26 protein-coding genes are annotated in these 24,421 nt (G+C 38.3%); 8 read left to right on the forward strand and 18 right to left on the reverse strand.

Annotated elements, in window-relative coordinates:
• Position 1: 1 nt before the first annotated feature.
• From PWP26_RS00870 to PWP26_RS00940, 15 genes are all read right to left on the reverse strand, one after another.
• Positions 2-589, reverse strand: coding sequence for a hypothetical protein (locus tag PWP26_RS00870; protein WP_038063149.1), 588 nt, complete (start codon positions 587-589; stop codon positions 2-4).
• The gene (locus PWP26_RS00875; protein WP_038063146.1) at positions 590-1,021 is read right to left on the reverse strand and encodes a hypothetical protein; all 432 of its coding nucleotides are present in this window, start codon (positions 1,019-1,021) and stop codon (positions 590-592) included.
• 1 nt (position 1,022) lies between these two features.
• Positions 1,023-2,330 carry a FliI/YscN family ATPase gene (locus tag PWP26_RS00880; RefSeq protein ID WP_038063143.1) on the reverse strand — a complete coding sequence of 436 codons (1,308 nt, stop codon included), beginning with the start codon at positions 2,328-2,330 and terminating at the stop codon, positions 1,023-1,025.
• Complete coding sequence (locus tag PWP26_RS00885; protein WP_301398780.1) at positions 2,320-3,084, reverse strand: FliH/SctL family protein; 765 nt, start codon at positions 3,082-3,084, stop codon at positions 2,320-2,322. Before PWP26_RS00885 ends, PWP26_RS00880 begins: the two co-directional genes overlap by 11 nt.
• Complete coding sequence (fliG, locus tag PWP26_RS00890) at positions 3,077-4,087, reverse strand: flagellar motor switch protein FliG (protein ID WP_287567661.1); 1,011 nt, start codon at positions 4,085-4,087, stop codon at positions 3,077-3,079. The genes PWP26_RS00885 and fliG overlap by 8 nt, the downstream gene beginning before the upstream one ends.
• 3 nt (positions 4,088-4,090) lie before the next feature.
• Positions 4,091-5,662 (reverse strand): flagellar basal-body MS-ring/collar protein FliF, encoded by a 1,572-nt coding sequence (gene fliF, locus PWP26_RS00895; RefSeq protein ID WP_287567662.1) that lies wholly within the window; start codon positions 5,660-5,662, stop codon positions 4,091-4,093.
• A gap of 20 nt (positions 5,663-5,682) precedes the next feature.
• Complete coding sequence (fliE, locus tag PWP26_RS00900; RefSeq protein ID WP_287567663.1) at positions 5,683-5,976, reverse strand: flagellar hook-basal body complex protein FliE; 294 nt, start codon at positions 5,974-5,976, stop codon at positions 5,683-5,685.
• 17 nt (positions 5,977-5,993) lie between these two features.
• Entirely contained in the window at positions 5,994-6,413 is a 420-nt protein-coding gene (gene flgC / locus PWP26_RS00905) for a flagellar basal body rod protein FlgC (protein ID WP_038063129.1), read from the reverse strand.
• Positions 6,414-6,415: 2 nt separating this feature from the next.
• Positions 6,416-6,814 carry a flagellar basal body rod protein FlgB gene (gene flgB, locus PWP26_RS00910; RefSeq protein WP_038063127.1) on the reverse strand — a complete coding sequence of 133 codons (399 nt, stop codon included), beginning with the start codon at positions 6,812-6,814 and terminating at the stop codon, positions 6,416-6,418.
• Between the two features lie 3 nt (positions 6,815-6,817).
• On the reverse strand, positions 6,818-8,167 hold the full coding sequence (locus tag PWP26_RS00915) for a sigma-54-dependent Fis family transcriptional regulator (RefSeq protein WP_301398782.1): 1,350 nt from the start codon (positions 8,165-8,167) through the stop codon (positions 6,818-6,820).
• Between the two features lie 7 nt (positions 8,168-8,174).
• A complete protein-coding gene (locus PWP26_RS00920; protein ID WP_301398783.1) occupies positions 8,175-10,037 on the reverse strand; it encodes a hypothetical protein in 1,863 nt (620 codons plus the stop codon).
• Between the two features lie 21 nt (positions 10,038-10,058).
• The gene (locus PWP26_RS00925; RefSeq protein ID WP_301398784.1) at positions 10,059-11,069 is read right to left on the reverse strand and encodes a sigma-54-dependent Fis family transcriptional regulator; all 1,011 of its coding nucleotides are present in this window, start codon (positions 11,067-11,069) and stop codon (positions 10,059-10,061) included.
• Between the two features lie 58 nt (positions 11,070-11,127).
• Positions 11,128-12,966, reverse strand: a complete 1,839-nt coding sequence (locus PWP26_RS00930) for a hypothetical protein (RefSeq protein ID WP_301398785.1) — start codon at positions 12,964-12,966, stop codon at positions 11,128-11,130.
• Positions 12,966-13,859, reverse strand: a complete 894-nt coding sequence (locus tag PWP26_RS00935; RefSeq protein WP_287567671.1) for a MoxR family ATPase — start codon at positions 13,857-13,859, stop codon at positions 12,966-12,968. Before PWP26_RS00935 ends, PWP26_RS00930 begins: the two co-directional genes overlap by 1 nt.
• Before the next feature lie 225 nt (positions 13,860-14,084).
• The gene (locus PWP26_RS00940; RefSeq protein ID WP_156095593.1) at positions 14,085-14,264 is read right to left on the reverse strand and encodes a hypothetical protein; all 180 of its coding nucleotides are present in this window, start codon (positions 14,262-14,264) and stop codon (positions 14,085-14,087) included.
• 247 nt (positions 14,265-14,511) lie between these two features.
• Between PWP26_RS00940 and lysA the strand changes: the two genes are divergently transcribed.
• Both lysA and queA read left to right on the forward strand, forming a co-directional pair.
• Entirely contained in the window at positions 14,512-15,768 is a 1,257-nt protein-coding gene (lysA, locus tag PWP26_RS00945; RefSeq protein WP_301398786.1) for a diaminopimelate decarboxylase, read from the forward strand.
• Positions 15,769-16,812 carry a tRNA preQ1(34) S-adenosylmethionine ribosyltransferase-isomerase QueA gene (queA, locus tag PWP26_RS00950; protein ID WP_038063110.1) on the forward strand — a complete coding sequence of 348 codons (1,044 nt, stop codon included), beginning with the start codon at positions 15,769-15,771 and terminating at the stop codon, positions 16,810-16,812.
• Here the strand turns inward: queA and hemL are convergent.
• Genes hemL through PWP26_RS00965 form a run of 3 tightly spaced genes read right to left on the reverse strand, consistent with a single transcriptional unit; the run spans position 16,809 to position 19,638 of the window.
• Entirely contained in the window at positions 16,809-18,101 is a 1,293-nt protein-coding gene (gene hemL, locus PWP26_RS00955; RefSeq protein ID WP_301398787.1) for a glutamate-1-semialdehyde 2,1-aminomutase, read from the reverse strand. The genes queA and hemL overlap by 4 nt on opposite strands.
• 12 nt (positions 18,102-18,113) lie before the next feature.
• Complete coding sequence (locus PWP26_RS00960; RefSeq protein WP_301398788.1) at positions 18,114-18,671, reverse strand: class II aldolase/adducin family protein; 558 nt, start codon at positions 18,669-18,671, stop codon at positions 18,114-18,116.
• Positions 18,658-19,638 (reverse strand): NAD-dependent epimerase/dehydratase family protein, encoded by a 981-nt coding sequence (locus PWP26_RS00965; RefSeq protein ID WP_301398789.1) that lies wholly within the window; start codon positions 19,636-19,638, stop codon positions 18,658-18,660. Before PWP26_RS00965 ends, PWP26_RS00960 begins: the two co-directional genes overlap by 14 nt.
• Before the next feature lie 169 nt (positions 19,639-19,807).
• On the opposite strand from PWP26_RS00965, the gene PWP26_RS00970 reads away from it, so the two are divergent.
• The 6 genes from PWP26_RS00970 to rimM all read left to right on the forward strand — a co-directional run bounded on the left by PWP26_RS00970 (position 19,808) and on the right by rimM (position 24,415).
• On the forward strand, positions 19,808-21,361 hold the full coding sequence (locus tag PWP26_RS00970; protein ID WP_287567679.1) for a murein L,D-transpeptidase: 1,554 nt from the start codon (positions 19,808-19,810) through the stop codon (positions 21,359-21,361).
• Positions 21,362-21,369: 8 nt separating this feature from the next.
• Entirely contained in the window at positions 21,370-21,900 is a 531-nt protein-coding gene (locus tag PWP26_RS00975) for a DUF882 domain-containing protein (RefSeq protein ID WP_273019249.1), read from the forward strand.
• Between the two features lie 69 nt (positions 21,901-21,969).
• Positions 21,970-23,298 (forward strand): signal recognition particle protein, encoded by a 1,329-nt coding sequence (gene ffh, locus PWP26_RS00980; protein ID WP_273019250.1) that lies wholly within the window; start codon positions 21,970-21,972, stop codon positions 23,296-23,298.
• A 72-nt stretch (positions 23,299-23,370) separates the two neighbouring features.
• Complete coding sequence (rpsP, locus tag PWP26_RS00985; protein WP_287567681.1) at positions 23,371-23,628, forward strand: 30S ribosomal protein S16; 258 nt, start codon at positions 23,371-23,373, stop codon at positions 23,626-23,628.
• 32 nt (positions 23,629-23,660) lie between these two features.
• On the forward strand, positions 23,661-23,900 hold the full coding sequence (locus tag PWP26_RS00990) for a KH domain-containing protein (protein WP_028840977.1): 240 nt from the start codon (positions 23,661-23,663) through the stop codon (positions 23,898-23,900).
• Positions 23,900-24,415: a ribosome maturation factor RimM gene (gene rimM, locus PWP26_RS00995; RefSeq protein WP_301398790.1), complete on the forward strand. Its 516-nt coding sequence runs from the start codon at positions 23,900-23,902 to the stop codon at positions 24,413-24,415. The genes PWP26_RS00990 and rimM overlap by 1 nt, the downstream gene beginning before the upstream one ends.
• The last annotated feature ends 6 nt before the right edge of the window (positions 24,416-24,421 follow it).

The raw sequence follows: 24,421 nt of genomic DNA on the forward strand, positions 1-24,421 counted from the left end.
TCTATTCTTTACCTTCCTTACCTGAGAGGCTTTCTGAAATGGAGGCTGCTTTATCTGGAGGCATAGCGCTTAAAATACTTGCTACCTGGGAGCTTTTCAGCTGGGAAAGGATTTTAACAGCCATATCTTTGTCCATGTTTATCAACATGTCTGCAGCCTTAGAAGGTTTCATCTCAGAAATAGCCTTAACTAAAAGTTTGGTCCTCTCATCCTGGACTGCCTGGATCCTGTTTAGTTTTTCTTCTACTGAAGCCTCTAACTCTTTTAAAGAGGTTAGTTGCTCCTGAATACGGGCTTCTAAAAGTTTCAATTCCTCTTGTTTTAACCTTAACTCCTTTTCTTTATCACTAAGCCTTTGCCTTTCTACCTGTAGAAAATCTGCAAAATCAGGAGGACAACCTGCGGGTAATTTCTCTTCCTTTGCACTTAATTCATAAACATGCACCCCAAAAACCAGTAAAGCTAAAAACAACTTAAAAATCCCTAAACCAAACAAAAACAAAAAAAGATTTTTAGTTCTGGTAAGAAACCTCATGCTTTCTAACGGTCTTATCCCTTTCTTTAAAATTTCGTCAAACCTATTTTTCATCTACTTTCCTCTTTTAAGCATCATAAGATCATCCATCTGCCGATAAAAATTCTTTAAACCTTCTTCATAAAAAAGTCTGTAAGTTTTATCCCTTAAAACCTCAGCTACCCTTTTTTCTTGATGGGTTTGCCTCAACTCTTCTAAAAGCAAGTCTAACTCCCTTTTTTGAGCTTCTATCTTTTTTTCTAACTGTTCTTTTTCCGAAAAAAAAACTTCTAACCTTTCTAAGTAGGCTTTTAATTCTTCTGCTGTTAAGACCTTTTTTGTCTGTAAATCTTTAAGATCTTCTTCCTTTTCCTTTATCATTTTTTCTTTTTCTTCCAAAAGGCTTTGATAAACCTGCTTAGCATGTAACATCTTAGCTTTAGTTTGTTCTTCCTTTAGCTCCTTATACCAAGCTAAGGTCTTGAAAACCTTGAGTTTATTTTTCATTTTATCCTGCTAAAACATTCTTGAGAAGTGTTAGAGAAGTACCTAAATCATACTTTTCGTCCAAGTTTTGTCTTAAAAACTCTTTTAAAGGTTTTATCAAGGATAAAGCCCTGTCTATTTCAGGATTAGAACCTTTAACATAAGCACCTATGTTAATTAAGTCTTCGGCTTTTTTATAGGTAGCAAGTATAGAAATGGTTTGATAGGCCAATTCTAAATGTTCTTTGGGGACGATGTCCTTCATCAACCTGCTTATGCTGGCAAGGACATCTATCGGAGGATAATGCCCTTCATGAGCAAGGTCTCTGGAAAGGACAATATGGCCATCTACGATACTTCTAACTGCATCTGCGATCGGGTCGTTAAAATCATCTCCTTCAACCAGCACAGTATAGATAGCGGTGATATCTCCTCCTCCAACCTTAGCTCCTGCTCTTTCTAGCACCTTAGGAAGCATGGCAAACACAGAAGGGGTATAACCTCTCGCAGTAGGAGGTTCTCCTGAGGCTAATCCTATTTCTCTTCCTGCCATACAAAATCTGGTAAGGGAATCCATCAGCAAAAGTACCCTTAAACCTTTATCCCTAAAATATTCAGCCAAACTCATAGCATAATAAGCTGCCCTTATCCTCATAGAAGGAGCCTCATCAGAAGTAGCCACAACCACCACCGATTTTTTAATACTCTCCCTTAAGTCCCTTTCGATAAACTCTCTTACCTCTCTTCCTCTCTCTCCTATCAAGGCTATCACGTTAACATCAGCCTCTGTATACCTTGCAATCATACCAAGCAAGGTACTTTTCCCAACCCCAGACCCTGCCATGATAGCCATTCTCTGGCCCCTTCCGATCGTCAAAAGGGCGTTTATTGCCTTTATCCCTACGTCTAAAATCTCTTTTATAGGAGCTCTTTCCAGAGGTTTTAAAGGTTCTCCATAAAGAGGATATAAGTCTGAAGCCTTTGGAGATAGACCCTGGTCTAATGGTTCTCCTAAGGCATTAACTATCCTTCCTAAAAATTTTTCGCCTACCGGGGCATAAGAAGAGCCTAATGGATAAACCTTAGCTCCAACCTCTATCCCTTTTAAATCTCCTAAGGCTGTAAGGATAAACCGATTATCATTAAAACCTACTACCTCAGCCAAAACACTCTTTTCCTGACCTTCGACCTTACAAAGGTCTCCTACCTTTAGGAAAGGCCCTGTACTTTCTACAGTCAACCCTAACACCTTGGTAACATAGCCATAAACCTCAAAAGGTAAAATGTTTTCTACTCTTTTTAAATAGACTCCTAGATCTTTAACCTTCATCTTTAAAAAGTTCCGCTAAAAGCCTTTCCCATCTCTTTTCTAAAGTAGCATCCACCACACCTAAAGCAGTTTCTATAAACACCCCACCCTTAGAGATGTTAGGATCAGCGATAAGATTGATTTTCGAGGAAGGACCAACTAACTGAGGAAGATTTTCCTTTATAAAAACAAACTCCTCAGGGTTAACCTTCAGGGTAATTTCTATTCCCTCGGCTATATAATTTAAAGCCTCTTTTATCAAGTTAAGCGTGGTTTCTTTCTCTATGGTTATTTCTCTTAAAACCATCTTTTGGGCAATCTTTAACGCTAAGGTTAAAACCTCTTTGTCAAGATTTAGAACAAGAGCTTGAACTTCTTCTTCTAAGTTTTTTAAAAATTTTGAAACTTCCTCTAACTTAAGTTGAAATTCCTTTTTTAAAGCTTCCTCTAACTCTTGATACTTAGTCTTTAGTTCTCCCTCAACCTTAGCTTTTCCTTCTTCGTATCCTCTGGTTAATCCCTCTTGATATCCTGCCTGGAACCCCTCAGTTTTCCCCAACTCAAATCCCTGCTGATATCCCTTTTCATACGCCTCTTTAAGTTTTTGTTCTACCAACTCTTCTGAAGAAACAGTAGAGGCTTTTTTGCTAGAATCTTTTTTGGTTTCTTCCTGTTCTCTAAGGATAGATTTAAAGCTTTCCTCTTCTGAGGGAGTTAGATCTGGAGTTAAAAGTTCAAAACAAGAAATTTTATGACTCTTCAGTACCTTAGACAAACTCCTCTTCACCTTTACTGAGTATTATCTTACCTTCTTGCTCTAACTTTTTAGCCACCCTGATGATGTTTTGCTGAGCCTTTTCCACCTCACTAATCCTTACAGGCCCCATCATTTCAAGTTCTTCTTTCATAAGGTCTGCCGCTCGTTTACTCATGTTCCGGAAGAACTTTTCTCTGATCTCAGGAGAAGCCCCTTTTAAGGCCAATTTCAAATCATCGGTAGAAATCTCTCTAAGCAAGGTTTGGATAGCAAAGTCATCCACGTTAAGAAAGTCTTCAAACGTAAACAGATATTTTCTGATTTCTTCTGCTAAGGCTGGGTTTTCGTCTTCTATCTCGCTTAAGATTTCATCTTCTAGTTCTCTTCCTGCATGAGAAAGAACCTCTGCTGCTTTTTCTGGTCCTCCAATCTTTTTACCCAAAGCTCCCCCTACACTTTGAAGCTCACTTTCTAAAGCATCGCTTATTTCTTTAACAATCTCTGGGTCTACCTTGTTTAAAAGTGCTATTCTTAAAAGCACTTCAGCCCTAAGTTTTTCAGGCAGAAACTGTAAAACCTGTCCTGAGAGTTCTGAGTCTAAGTGAACCAAGATGATGGCTATAGTCTGAGGATGCTCGTTTGACAAAAAACTAGCGATAGTCTTTGGGTCGAGTTTCTTAAGTTTCTTAAAGGTTTCTGGCCCTATTTCCTTTTTAATTTCTTCAAAAATTTCTTTTCCTTTTTCACCATAAGCCTTGATAAGGGACTGCTTCAAAAAATCTTCAGGAGAAACGGTCACATCTCCTAACATTTCCTTAGCTTCGATGTTAGCCTCTTCAAGGACCTTGCTTACTGCTTCAGCAGGGATGTACTCAATCCTTGCCATCTCTATACCGATACGCTTTATGTCGTCTTCGTCTAAATATTTATAAACCTGAGAAGTAAACTCCTCTCCCATCAACATAAGGAATATAGCTGCTTTTTGAGGACCGGTAAGCTTATCAGGGTCTATTTTAGCCATAACCTAGTACCCAGCCTCTGCCAAAGCCTTCTTTCTTTCTTCTATACTTTCCTCTAAAAGCCATTTTTTAACCAGCATAGCAGCCTTTTCAGGTTGACTTTGAATGATACCTAAAGCGATTTCATGTGGTAAAGGCCCCTCTTCTTCAGCAACCTTAGCTTCTAAAGTAGGAGGAACAGCCTCTGCAACTGGTTCTATACCTGGAGCTGGTGCAGGCTTAGGAGCGATACTCTTTAGCAATGGTCGTATCACCAGAAGATAAAGCACTATCAAACCTAAAATCAACAATAAAGGCTTATAAAATTTAGCTACATAATCCATCATTCCTGGTTTCACCACCGGTGGTTTTGAAAATTCTTTAACTTCAACCTTAACCTCATCTCCTCTGTCTGGGTTATACCCAATAGCACCTTTTACCAAGTTTTCTAACCATACTACCTTTTCTGTAGAGTTATCTGGAAGGACTGACTTGTCAACCAACACCGCTACACTTATTTTTTTAATACTTCCTGGAGAAATTTCAAGATTTCTTACCTTTTTACTAACTTCGTAGTTTTTAACCACCCTTTTCTTAGAATAAGTTTCTCCCTGCCCTTGCTCTGGGGAGGTTGCCTCAAACTTTTGTTCCAGAGTTCCTTTAACCCCTGCCACCCCTCCTTCAGTAAGGCCCCTGGAGGTCTTTTGCTCTTCTTCTGCCTCTTCAGAAACCACCGCGGTACCTTCTGGGTCGTAGGTTTCTTCTACCAATTTTTCTTTATCAAAAGAAATCTCTACCGCAACCTGAGCTACCGCTTTACCTGGACCTAAAGCCTTTTCTAACATGTCTTCTATCTTAGTTTTAAACTCCTCTTCTATCTTTTTTTTGTAAGCAAGCTGAGTGGTGGTAAACTCCTCTTCTTCAGAAGGCAGTTTGATGCTTTTCCCGGTGGTGGCATCTACGATGGTTACATTCTTTGGGTCAAGCTTAGGAACTGCCCCACTTACAAAATTGATGATGCCTCTTATTTGATTGGGAGTAAGTTCATATCCAGGAAGAAGTTCTATCAAAACCGAGGCCTTAGGAGGCTTTTCTTCCTCGATAAAAAGACTTTCCTTAGGCATAGCTAAATGCACCCTGACTGATTTTATCCCTTTTATTCCTTGAATACTTCTTGCCAGCTCACCCTCTAAAGCTCTCTGATAGTTCACCTTTTCCTGAAACTCAGTAAGCCCCATCTGTTCTTTATCGAAAAGCTCAAACCCTGGACCTCGATACCCCCCTACCAGCCCTTTTCCTGCTATCTCCATACGAAGCTCAGGTACTTTATCCTTAGGAACGTAAATACTTCCATCTAGGTCAACCTTGTAGGGAATCTTCTGTTCCTTTAAATATTGAATAATCTGATGATTGGTAGCTTCATCCATCCCCCGGTAAAGTAAACCCCAACTTGGTTTAGAAATAAACCAAACCCCTAAAACCAAAAATAAGGTAAGCCCTAAGCTTCCCCCTATTAACATAAAACGCTTTCTGTTATCTAACTTTGACCAAAATTCCTTTAGTTGACCTGGCAACTCTCTAAGGTTAGGCATAGCCATACCAAACTTCTCCTAATACCTTAAATTTGCATCCTCATAATTTCCTGATAAGCCTCAAGCACCTTATTTCTTATCCTCAAAAGAAGTTTAAAATTGGTATCAGCCTTGGAAATACTCAAAGCTACATCCGAAATGTCTACATCTTCTCCTTTAGCCAAAGCCTCGATAGCAGCCAGAGCCTTTTTCTGAGAATCATCCACCTCTTTTAATTTTTCCATCAAAAAATCCTTAAAACTTAGGCCTTCTACCTTATCTTTCTGAATAAGGTTATCAACCTTTTGATAGTTACTTAACAACGAAGGATTAACCTTCATCGATTTATTTCACCTCCTTATTTTAAAAGCTCTAAAGTTCTCTGGATCATACTTTTAGAGGTAGACAACACAGAAAGATTAGCCTCATAAGCCCTACCTGCAGAAAGAAGCTCAACCATTTCAGTAATCACATCTACGTTAGGATATTTAACAATCCCCCTTGCGTCTGCATCTGGATGTCCTGGGTCATAAACCTCCCTAAATGGCGCTTTGCTATCCTCTATCTTTTCTACCTTTACCAGCCTTAACGGACTCTCCTTTGAATTCTTTGAATTAAAAGGGACAGCCTTTAAAACTACATTTTTGGCCTTATAAGGACCTCCTTCTAAGGTGCGCGTAACTTGAGCGTTAGCAATGTTGGTAGCTGCTACGTTTAACCTGGTTCTTTGGGCAAAAAGCCCACTTGCAGCAACCTTAGAAACATCTAAAAGCCTCATCCTTATTTACCTCCCTCAGTAATAGCCTCCTTTAACCTTTCTAACTCCTTGGCTAAAGCCTGCAACGTAGCTTCATACATCAACTGGTTCTCTGTGAGAGCACTTATTTCTTCTTCCAAACTCACATTATTAGGGGTACCTAAGGTTTGCCATCTCTCTACAGTTTCCGTCAAATTTTTGACAAGAGATTCTTTTCCGGTAATATGTTTAGGTCTGGTGGTTTTAAGGTTAGGTTCGTTCGAAAGATAAACCTGCATAACCTTTTCGAACGGTAAATCTCTTCTCCGATAACCAGGGGTATCTACATTTGCTATGTTTGAGGCAAGCAAGCTATGTCTCTTAGCCCTTAAATTTAGAGCTAATCTTACTGTGTTAAAAGTTTTTTCAAATAAGCCCCACATTCCTTAAAACCTCCCTTCAAACCCCTTTTCATTCTTATATTGCTTTAACTTATTTCTTAAAGTCCTAACCGTAATTCCTAAAAGCTCAGCTGCCTTAGTTTTATTACCTTTAGCTACCTCTAAAGCCTTCATGATAGCCTCTTTTTCAAGCACCTCTAAAGGTTTTACCTCTATCTCTGTCTGTTTGTTATCAAAATTTATGCCTAAATACTGGACTAAATTTTCAGACTGAGAAAAAGGATCTATCAGATGTTTAACCTCTATCAACTCTCCTTCACAGGTAAGCACCGCCCTTTCTATCATGTTCTTTAACTCTCTTACGTTCCCAGGAAAAGAATAATCCATCAAAAACCTTTGAGCCTCCTCAGAAAAACCCTGTAAACTCTTTTTGTACATACGGGAAAATTTTTCCAGAAAAAATTTTGACAAAAATTTGACATCTTCTTTTCTCTCTCTTAACGGAGGAATTTTGACGGTAATAACGTTTAATCTATAAAACAGGTCTGACCTAAACCTTCCTTCTTTGACCTCCTTTTCTATGTCTCTGTTGGTTGCTGCTAAAAACCTAACGTCTACTTTAATAGGATGGTATCCACCAAGCCTATCAACCTCACCCTCTTGTAATACCCTGAGTAGTTTACTTTGAAGGGAAGGATGCATTTCAGCTATTTCGTCTAAAAAAAGGGTACCTCCTTCTGCCAGTTCTATCTTACCTTTTTTTCTAAAATTAGCCCCTGAAAAAGCTCCTTTTTCATAGCCAAAAAGTTCTGATTCAAGAAGGGTTTCTGGGAGGGCAGCACAATTAATAGCGATAAAAGGCCCAAACCTTCTGGGACTTTTTTGATGTATATACTTAGCAAGAAGTTCTTTTCCTGTCCCAGATTCCCCTAACAAAAGAACAGGAGCTTTACTTTGGGCTACTACTTCAAGTTTTTTTAAAATGTCTAACATGTAAGGGTTTTTTGTAAGAAAGGTTTCTTCTTGCCACAAGATTCTTTTATCTTCTAAAGCAAAAAGCACGGTGTTTTCTATCAGTTCAAGAGGGGTAGAAAGAAGCTTGAAATCATAAGCCCCATGTTTTACAAACTCAACGGCATCCTCTAAGTCTGCCTTTTCTGCTAAAAAGACGATGTTTTTGAAACCTTGTTTAAAAAGTCTGTTTAACACCTCTAAGTTTTTTGTCCGTTCATATTCCAATTCATAGACCAAAACATCTATGTTGTTTGGGTCTATCTTGGGAGATATTTCTTCTTCTTGAGAAAACAAAATAGTTTCTATCCCTCTTTCTGTTAAAAGGTCTTTTAAAAGTTTTACCTCTACGCCTTTACCGATTAAAACAACCCTTCCCTTCATCTTTATTCTAAAAAACCAGCTTTTGGGCCTTCTCTACTAATTCCTTTTGTTTTTTATAAATATCTGCAAGTTCTTTTGCTATATCAGAAGCTTCAGCTAATTTTTCCCATAGTTTATCCGCTGTTCCTACCTTTCCTTTTTTCTCCAAGTAATATATCTCTATCAAAGTTATTTTAGGTTCCTTAGGAAACCTTTGTTTAGCTACCCCTAAAGCTCTTTCAAAGGTTATGTTATCTTTCCCCAAGCTTTCTAAAAGGAGAATTAGATAATCCTTAAGCTCTGGTTGAAAATAAGGGTTTTGAAGGTATGCCCATGCCTTTGCATACTGTTTGTTGTTAATAGCCTGTAAAAACATAAACCCAAGTAGTTTTTTTTTATAAAACTCTGATAGATTAGAAGAGAGCGCTTGAGAAAGGTATTTTTCTGCCTGACCTAAATTTCTTTTGCTTTCATATAAAGTCCTTAGATAAAAATAAAAAGGATAGCTGGTTAAACTTTTTTCTCGGTAGCTTGAAATTAGGTACCCAAAAATCGAAGAAAACGTATCTATCTCACCTGTCTCTATAGCGGTAAAGCTCAAATTTAAAAGTAAAGAAGGTTTTAGTTCAGAGGGGACACCGATTTCGAAAGCCTTGATATACTCTAAAGTAGCCTTGGTAAAAAGTTTGTACTCTAAAAACATGTCACCTAAGATATAATAAGGTTGTCCACATTTGGCTTGGTTTAAGTACTCGCTATCTTCCTTTTCCAAAGATAAAACCTCAGCGATACGTTGAGCTTTAATCCCTTCTTTAAAAAGCTCAGAAATCGCAGTGCAGTAAAACTGAGAAACCTCCTTTAAGTTTGAGCTTTCGGGAAAAGTTTTTAAAAACTCTAAAGAACTTTTTCTTAAAAGTGTATAATTTTTTAGGTCTGCAAGGACTCTTATTTCTACTAAATGGGCCTCTTCAGCCAAAGGGGTTTTAGCCATCTTAGCCTTTATCTGAGCAGCAAAGAAGAGTAAATCCTCTTTGGTTTGTTTGGGTAAAAGTTCTTTAATAGGTTCCTTTTCGTAGGCTATCTGATAAAGCCTAAACTTAGATATTAAACCGGGGATACCTTTATCCCAAAGGGTGATGATAAGTTGATACAAATTTTTGGCCTTTTCTCTTTCGCCCTTTTTAAAGTAGGCTTCAGCAAGTTTTAAAACGAGGTCTGGGGTCTCTTCTGGTGTTCCATAAACGTTTATGTAATAAAAAACCTTTGCCCTTGCTTTATCCACCTTCCCTTGACGCAAAAGATAAACTACCTGAGTTTTGTAGATCTCTTTTACAATTTTTTTTATCTCTTGAGATGAAACTTCTTTTAGCTCTTTTTCAGGTAAAAGCTTAAAATGATAAAGAAGTACCTTAGCCTCTTTTTTTTGAGCCTCATCACAATAGGAATCGAGAAACTCTTTAACTTTTTTGACTATCGTAGGGCCTTTACCCAGCAAAAACATGGCCTTAAATCGAATAAGATCAGCCCTACAGGCCTCACTTCGCCCTTTAGTCACAGAAGCTACCCGTTGAGCATAATCTATAGCCTCCTGTAAAAAACCCTCCTTTAACGCACTCTCTGCAATAAGCAAATTTTCCTCTGGTCTTAAAGAAAAAAGCTTAGGCATTTTTTTAGCAAGAAAAACCACCCTTTCATACTCTTTCCTCGCATAGGCATTTTTTATCTCTTGCAATAACTCCTCTCCCTTTTGCTGATAAGGAAGGGTAAAATTAAAAAAAGGGGTTTGATTGGTTGCGTTTGAAGTCTTTTTAGGTTGAGAAAACACTATAGGTACAAAACAAAGCAAAACTAAAAACAACAAAAAACCGACAAGTTTTAACTCCTTAGACATCGTTCAAGTGTATAGCAAAACTTATACCAAGTTATATTTTTTAAGTTTTTCTATAAAGGTAGTTCGGTTGAGCTTAAGGAGCTTAGCAGCTTTAGTTTTTACCCCTGAAGCCTTTTCTAAGGCTTTTTTCAGGTAAAAAACCTCGATTTCTTTGATAAGGCTGGTCAAATCAATCCCTTCTTCGGTAAGGTCAGGCAAAGCTAATCCCTCTTGGTTTGAAGAGATGGGAGATAAGCACACCGGGGTTCTGACAACCTCACTCTCTCCAGAAGTTAGAGAACTCCCAAAAGGATAAGAGAGGTCTTCAGGTTCTATAATCTCTTTATCAGTTAAAATTACCAGTCTTTCTACCAGATTTTCAAGCTCTCTTACGTTACCTGGCCATCTATAATCTAAAAGTCTCTGGACAGTCTTTTCAGACAATCTTTTTAACGGAACCCCTTCTCTTTCGCACACCTTTTTAAGAAAAAAATTAGCTAAAAGAACTATGTCTTCTTTTCTTTTTCTGAGAGGAGGTATTTTTATAGGGATAACGTTGAGTCTGTAGAACAAATCTTCTCTAAACCTACCAGCTTCCACCTCTTTTTCTAAATCCTTGTTGGTGGCAGCAATAATCCTTACGTCTACCTTGATAGGCTGTTCTCCCCCTAACCTTTCTACTTGTCTTTCCTGAAGCACCCTTAAGAGTTTTGCCTGAAGTTTTGCGCTTAAATCACCTATTTCATCAAGAAATAGCGTCCCTTTGTTAGCTATTTCAAACTTACCAGGTTTGGTCTTGATAGCACCGGTAAAAGCCCCTTTTTCATAGCCAAAAAGTTCAGCCTCAAGCAACTCTTCTGGGATGGCAGCACAATTAATCGCTACAAAGGGCCCCTGACGCTTGCTGTTAAAATGTATGTATTTAGCCAGAACCTCCTTTCCTGTGCCTGATTCTCCTAAAATAAGGACAGTACTATTTGAAGGCGCTACCTTTTTGGCCAACTGATAGACTTCTTTCATCACCGAATTGTGAGTTTCTATCAAATAACTCATAAAAATATTATATCATGTTTTTGACATATATGTCAAATTTTTGGAAAATTTTTAGGTGTTATTTGTTGATAAACTTATGGGCATATTTTCTCACATGAGCTCCTTCAAGCACATGAAAGATCCTAATCTTTTCTAAAAGGTTTTTAGAAAAAGACCCTATAGGGAGAAAAATTACTTTTTTCCCCTGTCTGTAAGCCCAGTTTTTGGCAAAGGTTGAAGGAGGTTTTTTGGCTATATAAAGAACATACTTCTCAAGGCTGTAGTCTATCCCAGCTAAAAGCAACCTTTCTGCCTTGTTTTCTGCAAGAGAAAAAAGAGGGTCTGACCAGATGTCATAAACCCTTTTTGGGGGGTAAGTCAACATAAAACCTCCATATTTAGCCCTGGCTATTCCTGGACCTATCACCTTTTCTTTAGGGTCTGTAGCATAAAAGGCCATGTCAGACTCCTGATGGTGCTCTCCATGCCAGGTAAAATTCCAGGGATACTTTTCTTCTCCTGAAACAGGGTCTGGGTCTTCTTCAAAGATGATCACCAGGGAACCTATCTTGGCATTGGTCTGTGGGTCTTCTTTTATGTAGATGGTTTCTTTAAAAACCCAGTTTCTGATGGTTTCCCTTATGTCAAGCCCATCTTTAAGGGAAGAGATAAATGGTTCTATTTTTCTTAGGTTTTCTGTGATGACTTTAAGCCCTTTTTCTGAGGCTTTTTTACCAAAGGTTTCAACCACTATGTCTTCTGGTGGAAAAGAACAGATGGTTTTACCAGAAAATTTTTGAGCAAAGGTCTTTCTTTCTTCCCTGGAGGCAAACTTTTTTAAAAACCTAAGTCCTGCCCTTATACTTCTTATCTTTCTAAACAACCTGAACCTTTTAACAGGTAGGTTTAGTTCTTCAGGAGAAAGCTTGATCTCAGGATAAACTATACCTTCTTTTTTTAATTCATAAGCTGTTGCTATCTCCCAGACCCAAAAGGCAAACTCGTCTCCTCCTACCCCTCTTGCAGCAACGATCAAATCAAAAAGCTCAGGAAAAAAAGCCCCCTTAATCAAAAGATAGTTTCTAAGAAACTGGCCCAATACCTTTAAATCTTTAGGAGAAAACTCGGTTCCAGTTTCGTCTTTAAACTTAGTTATGGCCTTTTTTAAAACCTCTTCCCAAAGAAAAACTCTCTCTATCCAAAAAGATGGGTCTTCTGCGACACGTTCCCGGTTTTCTTCGTAAAACTGTTGAAAAAATCCTGGCTCAGATAGTATTTCTCTTATACTTTGGATATGTAAACGATAAAGATTTATTTCTACATGCTGTTTTTGTGGAAAAAAACACAAGTTGTCCGGATTTTCTAAAGCCTTTAACACCCCTAAAACAAAGGTATAAGGCAAAACCACAGCAACCAAGCCTTCTTTTGCAAGTTGAGCCACTTTATTGGCTATATAACGCTCTTTCACCGTAACCTCAGGGATTACTCCCTGATTACCCCAACCAGAAATAAGAGTTTGGGTATAAGTCTGATAACCCATCGCAGGCAAAAAATAGGGAGAAAGAAATTTATCTATCTCAACAGAGTCTTCTTCTTTGCAGGGTAAATCTATAAAAAAAAGGTCTTTTTTATACTCTAAAGCATAACGGGTAGCTTCAACCAAAGGACATAACGGGGAAACTATAAGGTACTCTAAGCTTCCGTCCTGGTAGTTAATTTCTAAGGTAGTAATGGTAGGAAGGATTTTTACGGCAGACAGCCATTTTTCTTTGATAAAAGGTGGAAGGACTAAAGCTACAGCCTCAGGGTTTAACCGGTGAAGTTCCTTAGAGATCCCTTGGGTAATCTCAAGATTTTCTGGGAAAAAAGGTAGTAGAAAAAGAGGAAACTTCCCCTGTTTTAGGTCAACCTTAAGCATCAGTCTAAAGGAAAAAGAGTAGGCTTTTTAAACTTTCTACCTTTTTCGATAAATTCTTTGAAAAAGACCAGAGCCTGTGGTCCTAAAATAAGAGAAATAGCCTCTTTTAAAACCTCTAAAACAGCTATCTGAGTAGCAGGAGAGGTTTGGTTTAAAAAAATCAATTTCTTAGCTACATACCTTCCTATGTTTACCCCATCTCTTACGCTGTAAGGCTCTCCGTATTGATGGGTTATCTGAAGAAAATCTACGATATAATTTACCGTGGTCTCATCCAGCCAAGGAAGGTTAGTTTTAAGGATATATCTTTCCTCTTCAGCTTCAGGAAAATCTATAAAAATTTGAGGTTGAAGCCTTGATTGGATATATTCTGGAAGCTCAAAGGTAGAGGCATCTTCGTTCATCGTAACACATAGCCTAAATTCTTTATGAGCCTTTATCTTAATCCCTGCAACCACAGACTCTACGTACCTTCTACTATCAAGAAGAGGGGCTAAAGAGGCCCAAGATTTTTCGCTCATCCTGTTTGCTTCATCGATAATAGCCACTCCACCTTTAATCATCGCAGAAACGATGGGGCTTGCCATATATCTTATCTTTTTGTCCTCTGAAATAACAGGGGTAACGATAAGGTCTTCTGGTCTTGTGTCTACCGTAGCCTGAAAAATATAGACCGGCTTGTTAAGTTTTTTAGCAGCTAAATAAGCAAGGGTTGTCTTCCCTACCCCTGGTTTACCTACTAACCTAGGGGTAAGAGGCAAGTCCTTTTCATCTACGGTTAGCCAGCAAGCAAGTATTTGGTCTAAAATACCTTTTCTTTCATAAACTGGAATGTCAAGCTCATCAGGATGGCTAAGATAAAGGGTTACACCATCTATTACCGCTGTTTCCATAAAAATTCCCTATACTAATGATATTATATTATATTAAGAAATTCTACCACGAATTAACCGTTCAAGCAACGTTTTTTATCTTACCCAAATTTGCCGATAGAGAATAAAATAAAAAATCTTTCCGTAATCTTTAAACTTAAAAATCATATTCCTTAGTTACTTTCTATAGTTCTTCCCCATTTTCCATATAAAATCTATTCCATTTTCTACCTGTACCCACTCCTCTCAATCTTTTTCCCCTGATTCTAAACATATTGCTCCCATATCCTCTCTTAACCTCCCCATATTATAAACTCTACTAACCCCACCTTCCACACCAACCCATTTAACCGGCTCTATTCTTCTCCTCCTGTAATACCATGGCAGTAAATCCTTGTAACCTCTGTTTGAACCAGATAAAGGCATCAACAAAAAATCCTGAACGAGAGGTTAGGTTTTCGTTAGTTCTAAGTATTGTGAAGTTAAGAGAATTTTGTGGCATAACGAAATCCTCTTAGTTTTAGTTTAGGAATCGTGTAGACAGATTGGAAAATAGGTAAAACATAAAAGAATATAAATTTTTATCGGCAAATTAGGGGAGTCCTCTAAGCATTGACAAAAGCAGGGTTTTATGTATATTTAAAAAAATTCTAAAATAACGAGGGGAGTAAGGATGCATTATTTTGGATATAAAAACGGAGAACTTTTTTGTGAAGAAGTTCCTGTGAAAAAGATCGTAGAAGAGTTAGGCACTCCGGTTTACATATATTCTGCCAGTACGATCAAAAGGCACTTTAAGGTGTTTGAAAATTCCTTTCTTCCTGTAGACCATATTATCTGCTATTCAGTTAAAGCCAACTCTAACGTAGCCATACTTTCTCTGTTAAGAAGTTTAGGCTCAGGGGCTGACATAGTCTCAGGCGGAGAGCTTCAGAGAGCCTTAAAAGCAGGTATCCCTCCTCAGAAAATTGTTTTTTCTGGTGTAGGAAAGACTGAAAAAGAAATGGAAATGGCTCTTTCAGCAGGGATTCTTATGTTTAATGTTGAAAGCTTAGAGGAGCTTGAGGTTTTGGGTGAGGTTGCCCGAAAATTAGGTAAACCGGCTCCTTTTGCCTTAAGAGTCAATCCAGATGTGGACCCACAGACCCATCCTTACATCTCAACAGGTCTTAAGAAAAACAAGTTTGGTATTCCTGAAGAATTGGTGGTTGAAGCCTATAAAAAAGCCAAAGACCATCCCTTTTTAAAACCTATAGGACTTGACGCCCATATCGGCTCTCAGATAACCTCTATTTCTCCTTTTAAAGATGCTCTCTACCGGCTAAAAAAGATCTGGGAGGAAATTACCTCTTTAGGTATAGAGCTTAAATATTTAGACTTAGGTGGTGGCCTTGGTATTATCTATAACAACGAAGAACCACCTTTACCAGAAGAATACGCTGAAGCCATCATAAAAGAAGCTCAAGACCTTAAAGCCACCCTTATTTTAGAACCTGGTAGGGTGATTGTGGGTAACGCAGGTATACTGGTGACCAAAGTGCTTTACAACAAAGAAAACCTTGAAAAAAAATTTGTTATCGTGGATGCGGGAATGAACGACTTGATAAGGCCTGCTTTTTATCAAGCCTACCATAAAATCATTACGGTAGAAGAAAAAAACGAGGAAGAAGTGGTGGTAGACATCGTAGGTCCAATCTGTGAAAGTAGTGATTTTTTTGCTAAAGATCGAAAAATACCAAGGGTTAAAAGAGGGGACTTACTTGCTATCATGAGTGCTGGAGCCTATGGTTTTGTGATGAGTTCTAACTATAATTCAAGGCCAAGAGTCCCGGAGGTTTTGGTAGACGGAGACCATTTCTTTGTGATAAGAAGAAGAGAAACTATAGAAGACCTTTTAGCCCCTGAAATGGTTCCTGCTCTCTATCTTTAAATGAGTGTCATTCCTAAAGAATTTAGACTAGATTATTATGATTATCCTCTTCCTGAAGAGCTGATAGCCTATTTTCCTGTAGAAGACCGAAAAAGCTCTCACCTCTTAGTTATAGACAGAAAAACCCAGAAACTTTTTTTTCACCAAACCTTTGCTGAAATAGAAAGGTATTTTCAAAAAGGAGACCTTTTAGTCCTTAATAATACCAAAGTTTTTCCTGCAAGGCTTAAAGGTATAAAGCCTACTGGAGGGGAGGTCGAACTCCTTCTTTTTCAAAAACCTCAAGGGTTGTCTTTTCAAACCTTAGCCCTTATCAAAGGTAAAAGAATAAGAAAAGGCACAGAAATCATGGCTAATGAAATTACCATAAAAGTGTTAGAATCGTTAGAAGGGGGTAGATTTTTAGTTGAACTTAAAGCCAACCAGCCTTTAGAAATCTTGATTTATAAACACGGTAAAGCTCCTCTTCCTCCTTACATCAAAAGAGAACCAGAAGAATTAGACTTATTGCGATATCAAACGGTTTATGCACAAAAAGAAGGGTCTATCGCAGCCCCTACCGCAGGGTTTCATTTTGACTCTTATCTACTTGACCTCCTTAAACAAAAGGGGGTCAGCATAAACTTTATTACCCTTCATGTAGGTTATGGTACCTTTGCCCCGATAAAAGTTCAAGACATAAGAAAACACCGGGTAGAGCCAGAATACATAGAGGTAGAGTCTGAGGTGATAGAAGAAATAAAAAAGGCTTTGAAAGAAAAAAGAAGGATTTTTGCGGTAGGTACAACCACAGTTAGAACCTTAGAATTTATCGCTCAAAAAGGTTTTATACCTTATAAAGGTCTTTGCGACCTTTACATCTATCCTGGTTTTACCTTTCAGGTAGTTTCTGCGATGATTACCAATTTCCACCTCCCTAAGTCTTCTTTACTTCTTTTAGTTTGCGCCTTTGCCGGAAGGGACCTTATTTTAAAAGCCTATCAAGAGGCCATAGCTCAAAAATATCGTTTCTATTCTTATGGAGATGCTACCCTTATTCTTTAATCTTTTCTAAGCTTTTTTAGCACCTTATACACCGCCTCAACGGTTTTTTCTATCTCTTTTTCCTTATGGGCTAAAGACACAAACCAAGCCTCAAACTGGGAAGGAGGAAGGTAAACCCCCTTTTCTAACATCCTTTGCCAGAACTCTGCGAAAAGATCAGTATCGCAACTCAACGCTGTTTCAAAATCAACCACCTCTTTCTCGGTAAAAAAGAGGGTAAGCATAGACCCAACTCGATGTAAACGATAGTTAAGACCAAGGTCTTCTAAAGCCTCTCTTATTCCCTTTTCTAAAAGTTCTGCCATCAGATTAAGTCTCTCATAAGTCCCTGGTTTTAGTAATTCCTTTAAGGTAGCAAGACCTGCGGCCACAGCTATAGGATTTCCAGAAAGGGTACCTGCTTGATACACAGGTCCCTCAGGAGCAACTAAGTTCATAATTTCAGCTTTACCTCCATAAGCACCTACCGGAAGCCCTCCTCCTATTATCTTTCCTAAACAGGTAAGGTCTGGGATTACCCCATAGGCTTCTTGAGCTCCTCCCACCCCTAACCTGAAACCTGTAATTACCTCATCAAAAATCAGAAGGGATCCATACTGCTGGGTTATTTCTCTTAAAAACTTAAGAAAACCCTCCTTAGGAGGAATAACCCCCATGTTAGCTGGCACTGGTTCTACTATCACCGCGGCTATCTCTTCTCCAAACTTTTCAAAGGCCTCTTTTACCTTTTCGAAATCGTTAAACGGAAGGTTTAAGGTATGAGCCGTAAGTTCTTCAGGAACCCCTGGGCTTGCAGGTATCCCAAAGGTAGCCAAACCTGAACCAGCTTTTACCAATAAAGCGTCTACATGCCCATGGTAACATCCCTCAAATTTGATGATTTTTTTACGGTTGGTATAGGCTCTGGCAAGCCTTATGGCACTCATCGTGGCTTCGGTTCCTGAGTTAACCAGACGAATTTTTTCGATAGAAGGAACTGCATTTTTTATAAGCTCCGCAAGTTCAACCTCTTGCCAGGTAGGTGCACCAAAGCTTGTGCCTCTTTTAGAAGCAAAATAAACCCCGGCGATTACCTCTGGATGGGCATGGCCTAAAATAAGAGGACCCCAGGAACATACATAATCTATATATCTATTGCCATCTACGTCTATCAAATAAGCACCCTCTCCTCTTTCAAAAAACACAGGGTCTGACTTTACCGCTTTACAAGCCCTAACAGGGCTGTTTACCCCTCCAGGTATAACCTCTAAAGCTTTTTTATAAAAAAGTTGTGACCTTATCCTTTCCATAACCTTCCCCCTTTATCTCGTATTTTTTAGCAACTCAAACTTAGAAAGTTTCTCTAAGATTTCAGTTAAGCTTACCGCCTCTTCTATCGTTTCTCCCCAGGTAACCAATCCATGACCTTGCAAAAAAATCACCTTACTTGTCAACGAAGCCTCTCCAACCCTCTCCCAGAGTTCCTGAGATCCAGGAGGTAAAAAAGGAACTTTTGCTATGTTTTTTAACAAAATTTCTGCCTCTTTAAGGCTAAACTCATTAAAATCAAAATCCGTTGAAAACAAACGTAAAGTATAAAGGGGGTGAGTATGTATCACCGAGTTAGCCTGAGGATTTTTTTCGTAGACCAAAAAATGCATCCCCCATTCAGAAGAGGGTCTTCCGTTGATAAAGCTCTTGTCCCAACCTACAAAAACAAAATCCCTTTCACTTAATCCTTGTTTTAATCTTCCAGAAGGGGTGATCCAAAAACCATACTTAGTTCTTACAGAAAAATTACCTTCAGACCCTACTACCAAACCTTTTTCTGACAAAGTCCGGGCAAAAAAAACAAGGGTTTTTAGGTTATTCTGTATCAAGGTTTACCGCCTTTACAAGTTCTATGTTTTCAAGGCTCCAGTCAACTGTTTTTTTAAGCCCCTCTTCTATAGAAACTTCAGGTTCCCAGCCTAAAAGTCTTTTGGCCTTACCTATCTCAGCCCAGGTAATCTTCATGTCTGCCTTATGAAAAGGTCGATACTCTACCTTGGCTTTTTTCCCAAGCAAACCTTCAAGAAGGCTGATGATTTGGTTGATAGAAATTGGGTTCCTTCCTCCACCAAGATTGATGATTTCATAACCTAAGGGTTTCAAAGCAAGAAGCGTTCCCTTAGCGATATCATCTATATAGGTAAAATCTCTTGCCTGGGTGCCATCTCCATAAACCACTATAGGCTTTCCCTCGTAGATCCACTTTATAAACCTAAAAATACTCATGTCTGGCCTTCCTGCAGGTCCATAAACCGTAAAATATCTGGTAACCGTTATATCAAGCCCATAAAGATGATGGTAGGTATAAGCCAAAAGTTCTGCAGAACCCTTGGTAGCGGCATAGGGAGATAAAGGTTTATTTACCTTTAATTCTTCATCAAAAGGAGGATTAAGGCCTGCATAAAGGGAAGAGGTAGAGGCTAAAACCATCTTGTTGACTTGAAAATCCTTCATAGCCTCAAGAAGGTTTAACGTTGCTTTTACGTTGCTTTCTACATAAACCCAAGGGTCAACTAAGCTTGCTCTCACCCCTGCTCTTGCTGCAAGATGAATAACTGCCTTGATGTTATAGTTTTCAAACAACAACCTGAGTGCCTCAAAGTTAGCCAGATCAAGCTTGTGAAATTTAAAGGTATCAAAACGTTTTAACTGAAAAAGCCTCCATTCCTTTAGCTTAACATCATAGGCCGCATTAAGGTTATCCACCCCTAATACCTTTTCCCCTTCCCTTAACAAAAACTCACTTACCTTCCATCCTATAAACCCAGCTGCCCCTGTAACAAGATAATATCCCATCCTCTTTTTTCCCTCCTTGCAATCTCCGTAAAATTTCATTTTACCAAAACTTAAACAAAAACCAACCTTAATAACTTTTGTTAAAAGGTTTAATGTTGCTTGCTAACAAACCTTTTTATGTTATATTCCAAATTCTAAAAAATTTTAGTTAAAAACCACTAAATTTTGTATGAAAAAAGTTTTGGTTTTTTCCCTGTTTTTTTCTGTATTTTTTATATATGCCTGTAAAAGCATACAGGGTGCTGAAGAATGTCCCTCAGGAGCCCTCTCAGAATACCAAAGTTCTCTTAACTATCCCTCTCAGATAACCAGCCTTTACCAGCTGTTAGGATGTAAACCCATCTGGAATGAAAAAAACATAGAAAAGCTTAAAAAACTAATAGAAAATTCAGCCTGGGAGGGTTTAAACCCTGCAGACTATCAGGTAGACTTTAATGAAGATAATGAAGAGGTTTGGAAAAAAGAGATAAAGCTAACAGATACACTGTTTAAACTTGCCTATCATACCTATTATGGAAGGGTTAATCCTAACAAAGTCTTTTCTATGGTGAACTTTCCCCCTAAAAAGGATACGGTAGTAACCACTTTAGCCAAGCTTTTAGAAGAAGATAGGTTAGAAGACCTATTTACAGCCTTAGCCCCAGAGTTCGAGGAATATCATATTTTAAAGGATTATTTAAGGCGTTATAAAGAAATCATAGAAGTAACCAAAGATGACCCTATAGAACTTGACAAAAAATTAAAACCGAGAGACCAAAGCCATCTAATACCTAAAATTAGGAAGAGGCTTTATCTCCTTGGTTACTTAGAAACAGTTACAGAAAGTCAAACCTATGACCAAGAGCTTAAGGTAGCTATCCAGAAATTTCAGAAAGGACAAAACCTAAAGCCAACCGGGATTATAGATCAGCAAACAGTAAGGTTGTTAGAACTTTTACCAAAAAAACGGGTGACTCAAATCAGCATCAACTTAGAAAAGTTTAGATGGTTACCCCAGAAAAAACCAGAAGACCTATACGTTTGGGTAAACATACCCTCTTTTGAGCTTTTTATCATAAAACAGGGTAATGTGATTTTTTATAGCCCTGTTATCGTTGGGAAAAGTAGCCCTAAGGATTTTAGGCCCACCCCTCTACTTTACAGTAAAATGACCCATTTAGTAATAAATCCTCCCTGGAACATCCCCCCTAATGTCTATCTAAAAGATTTCTTTCCTAAAATTACCAAAGACCCTGGATATCTTTTAAAACAGGGGGTAAAAGTCTATGCCAACAACACGGAAATAAGTCCGTTTAGTATAAACTGGGAAAACTACAAACGTCCTCATTTACCTTTTAGACTGGTCCAACCTCCGGGGAACGGAAATGCCTTAGGAAAGGTTAAAATTCAGTTCCCCAACCCTTTTGACGTTTACCTACATGATACCCCTAAAAAACATCTTTTTAGATATGCTAAGAGGGACTTTAGTTCAGGATGCGTAAGGGTTAAAAATGCGGTTGAATTAGCCAGGTTTTTGGTAGCTAATGGTTATACTAACGGTTGGGATGAAAAAAGGCTGATAAAGGCTTTACAATCAGATAAAACCATCTATATCTCCATTAATTCCCCTATTCCTGTTTATCTTGTTTATTTTACTACAGTAGTAAAAAAACCTTATATCTACTATCTTGAAGACCTCTACGGTTACGACCAAAAGATAGCAAAGCTCCTAAACTTAAAATAAACCTAAAAATGTTTACCCGAAGGGTCTTTCTTAAAGCTATAGGGTTGGTTTTAGCCAAACCTGTTTTATCTTTTGGAAGTTTATTGAGTTTTCCTGAGAGGACGCTTAAAATCTACAACCTACACACAGAAGAAAAAGTAGAAGCAACTTACTGGGCTAACGGAGAATATTTAGGAGATGGAATCTCTTTACTTTTCTATATTTTTAGAGACTACAGAAAAGGTGAGGTTTACCCTATAGACGTTAAACTTTTTGACCTTTTATTTTTAGTAAGTCAAATGGTTAACCCAAAAACTCCTATATGTTTAGTCTCAGGCTATAGATCTCCTGAGACTAACGAATTTTTAAGAAAAGCTACTTCTGGGGTTGCGAGTAAAAGTTTGCATACAGAAGGAAAGGCGGTAGACTTTTTTTTGGAAGACACACCTTTAGAAGATTTGTTAAAAGCAGGATTAAGCTTGGGTCTCGGAGGGGTTGGATACTATCCTGGGAGGTTTATTCATCTTGACGTAGGGGGACCAAGATTTTGGACTGGATAAAAATAGTTGCCTAAAAGAAAATAATGATTAAACTTTACTCAGACGAAAAAACTGAAGAGGGAGTCAAAAATGCTTGAAGGATTAAGTCAAAGGTTAGAGGAGGCCTTAAACAAGTTTAAGGATAAAGGAAAACTTAGCCCAGACGAAATAAAAAAAGGGTTAAGGGAAATCCGTCTTGCCTTACTTGAGGCAGATGTAAACTACAAAGTAGTAAAAGATTTTATCGGAAGGGTAGAAGAGAGATGTCTTTCTTCTGAGGTTACCGAGAGTTTAACTCCCTTTCAGCAAATAGTAAAGATTGTGTATGAGGAGTTGGTAAAAACCCTTGGAGGGGAAGCCAAAGGCCTTGATTTAGGCGGCCCCAAACCTGCTAAAATTTTGCTTGCAGGGCTTCAAGGGTCAGGAAAAACCACTACCGCAGCCAAACTTGCAAGATATCTAAAAAAGAAAGGACATCATCCCCTTTTGGTCTCAGCAGACATCTATCGTCCTGCAGCCATAGAACAGCTTAAAGTACTTGCACAAAAGATAGAGGTCCCCTTCTATGAAGCCCAACCTGGAGAAAAACCGTTAGAAATCGTTCAGCATGCCATAGAAGTGGCAAAAAAAGAAGGCAGAGATGTGGTAATCATAGACACCGCCGGTAGACTACATATAGACGAAGCCCTTATGGAAGAGTTGATAGAGTTAAAAAAAGCCTTTAGTCCTTCGGAGGTACTACTTGTGGCTGATGCCATGATGGGACAGGATGCGGTGAATGTAGCTAAAACCTTTCAAGAAAAAGTAGGGCTAACAGGCATCATTCTTACAAAAATGGAAGGGGATGCCAGAGGAGGTGCAGCTCTTTCTATAAAAGAAGTCACCGGATGTCCCATCAAGTTTTTAGGGGTAGGAGAAAAAGTAGATGCTTTAGAGGTTTTTTATCCCGAAAGACTTGCAGGAAGAATTCTTGGGATGGGAGACATTTTAACCTTGATAGAAAAAGCTCAAGAAACCTTTGACCTTAAAAAAGCCAAAGAATTAGAAAAAAAACTTAAAAAACTTGAGTTTGATTTAGAAGACCTGAGAGAACAGTTAAGACAGATGAAAAAATTAGGTTCTATAAGGGATATACTGGGATTTTTGCCTGGTATAGGGAAAAAAATGAGTCAGATTGAGTTTGATGAAAAAGAGATTTTAAAAATGGAAGCCATCATCAACTCGATGACCAAACAGGAAAGGAAAAATCCGAAAATAATCAATGCAAGTAGAAAAAGACGCATAGCCAAAGGTAGCGGAACTACAGTTCAAGATGTAAACAAGCTTCTAAAAAGCTATGAGGAGATGCTTAAACTATTGAAACAAATGAAAACACCAGGAAGACTTCAACAAGTTTTTCGAAGAATGTTTGGCGCTTAAAATCGATTGTAAAAAATAAATTAGGTGGTAAAATATTAAGGCTAAAAATTTTTTTAAGGAGGTAGAGGAAAAGTGCCGGTCAGGATTAGACTTATGAGATTTGGTAGAAGGAAAAGACCTTTTTATAGGGTAGTAGCAGCAGATTCTCGTGCTCCCAGAGATGGTAAATTTTTAGATATCTTAGGGTATTACGATCCTTTAAAACAACCTTTTGAGTTTAAAGTAGATGAAGAAAAAGTTAAAGCTTGGCTTGAAAGAGGTGCTGAACCTACAGAAACGGTAAGAGCGCTTCTGAAAAGGATAGGGATTAAAGTAGACCAAAAGGGGTAAACTCAAACTGCCAGTAGAGAGGAGGTTAGAAGATGAGCAAACTTAAAGATTTGGTGGAGAGCATTGCTAAGGTTCTGGTAGACAAACCAGAAGCAGTACAGATTAACGAAATCGAAGGAGAGCAAACTTCTGTAATCGAGCTTAAGGTTGCCAAGGAAGACCTTGGTAAAATCATAGGTAAAGAAGGGCGTACGGCTAAAGCTATTAGAACCATCTTAGGGGCTGCAGGAAGTAAACTTCGTAAAAGAGTTGTATTAGAAATCATAGAATAGTGAAGGTTCCTGTTGCCAAAATCTTAAGCACCCATGGACTTAAGGGAGAGGTTAAAGTCTCTCCCTTGGTCTCTTCTTTTGAGCTTCTTTTTCAAACAAAAAAATTCTATCTTTCTCCTAATTCTTCGGAAGAATTGGTGGTTGAGTCTGTTAAAAAAGGGCCTGGGTTTAACGTGCTCATTTTTAAATTTAAAGACTTAGACTATGAAAAAGCTCAAAGTCTTGTTAACCAAAAACTTTACTTAAGTTTAGAAGAACTTCCTGAGCCTTTGGAAGATGAATTTTACTATCACCAAATAGAGGGTTTTTGTATTAAAGATCCTTTTGGTAAAATTTGGGGTAAGGTTAAAGAGGTCATGCCGATGGGGGAGTATGACCTTCTATTGATAAAAACTCCAGAAGGATTTGAGTTCTATGTCCCTATGGTAGAAGAATACGTTGTGGAGATGGATTTTTCTTCTCGAACCATCATAGTCCAAAACTTAGAAGGCCTTGTAGAAGTTCAAAAACCCTAAGATTTA

It is taken from the genome of Thermodesulfobacterium sp., assembly GCF_030445475.1.
GTDB classification, from domain to species: Bacteria; Desulfobacterota; Thermodesulfobacteria; order Thermodesulfobacteriales; family Thermodesulfobacteriaceae; genus Thermodesulfobacterium; species Thermodesulfobacterium commune.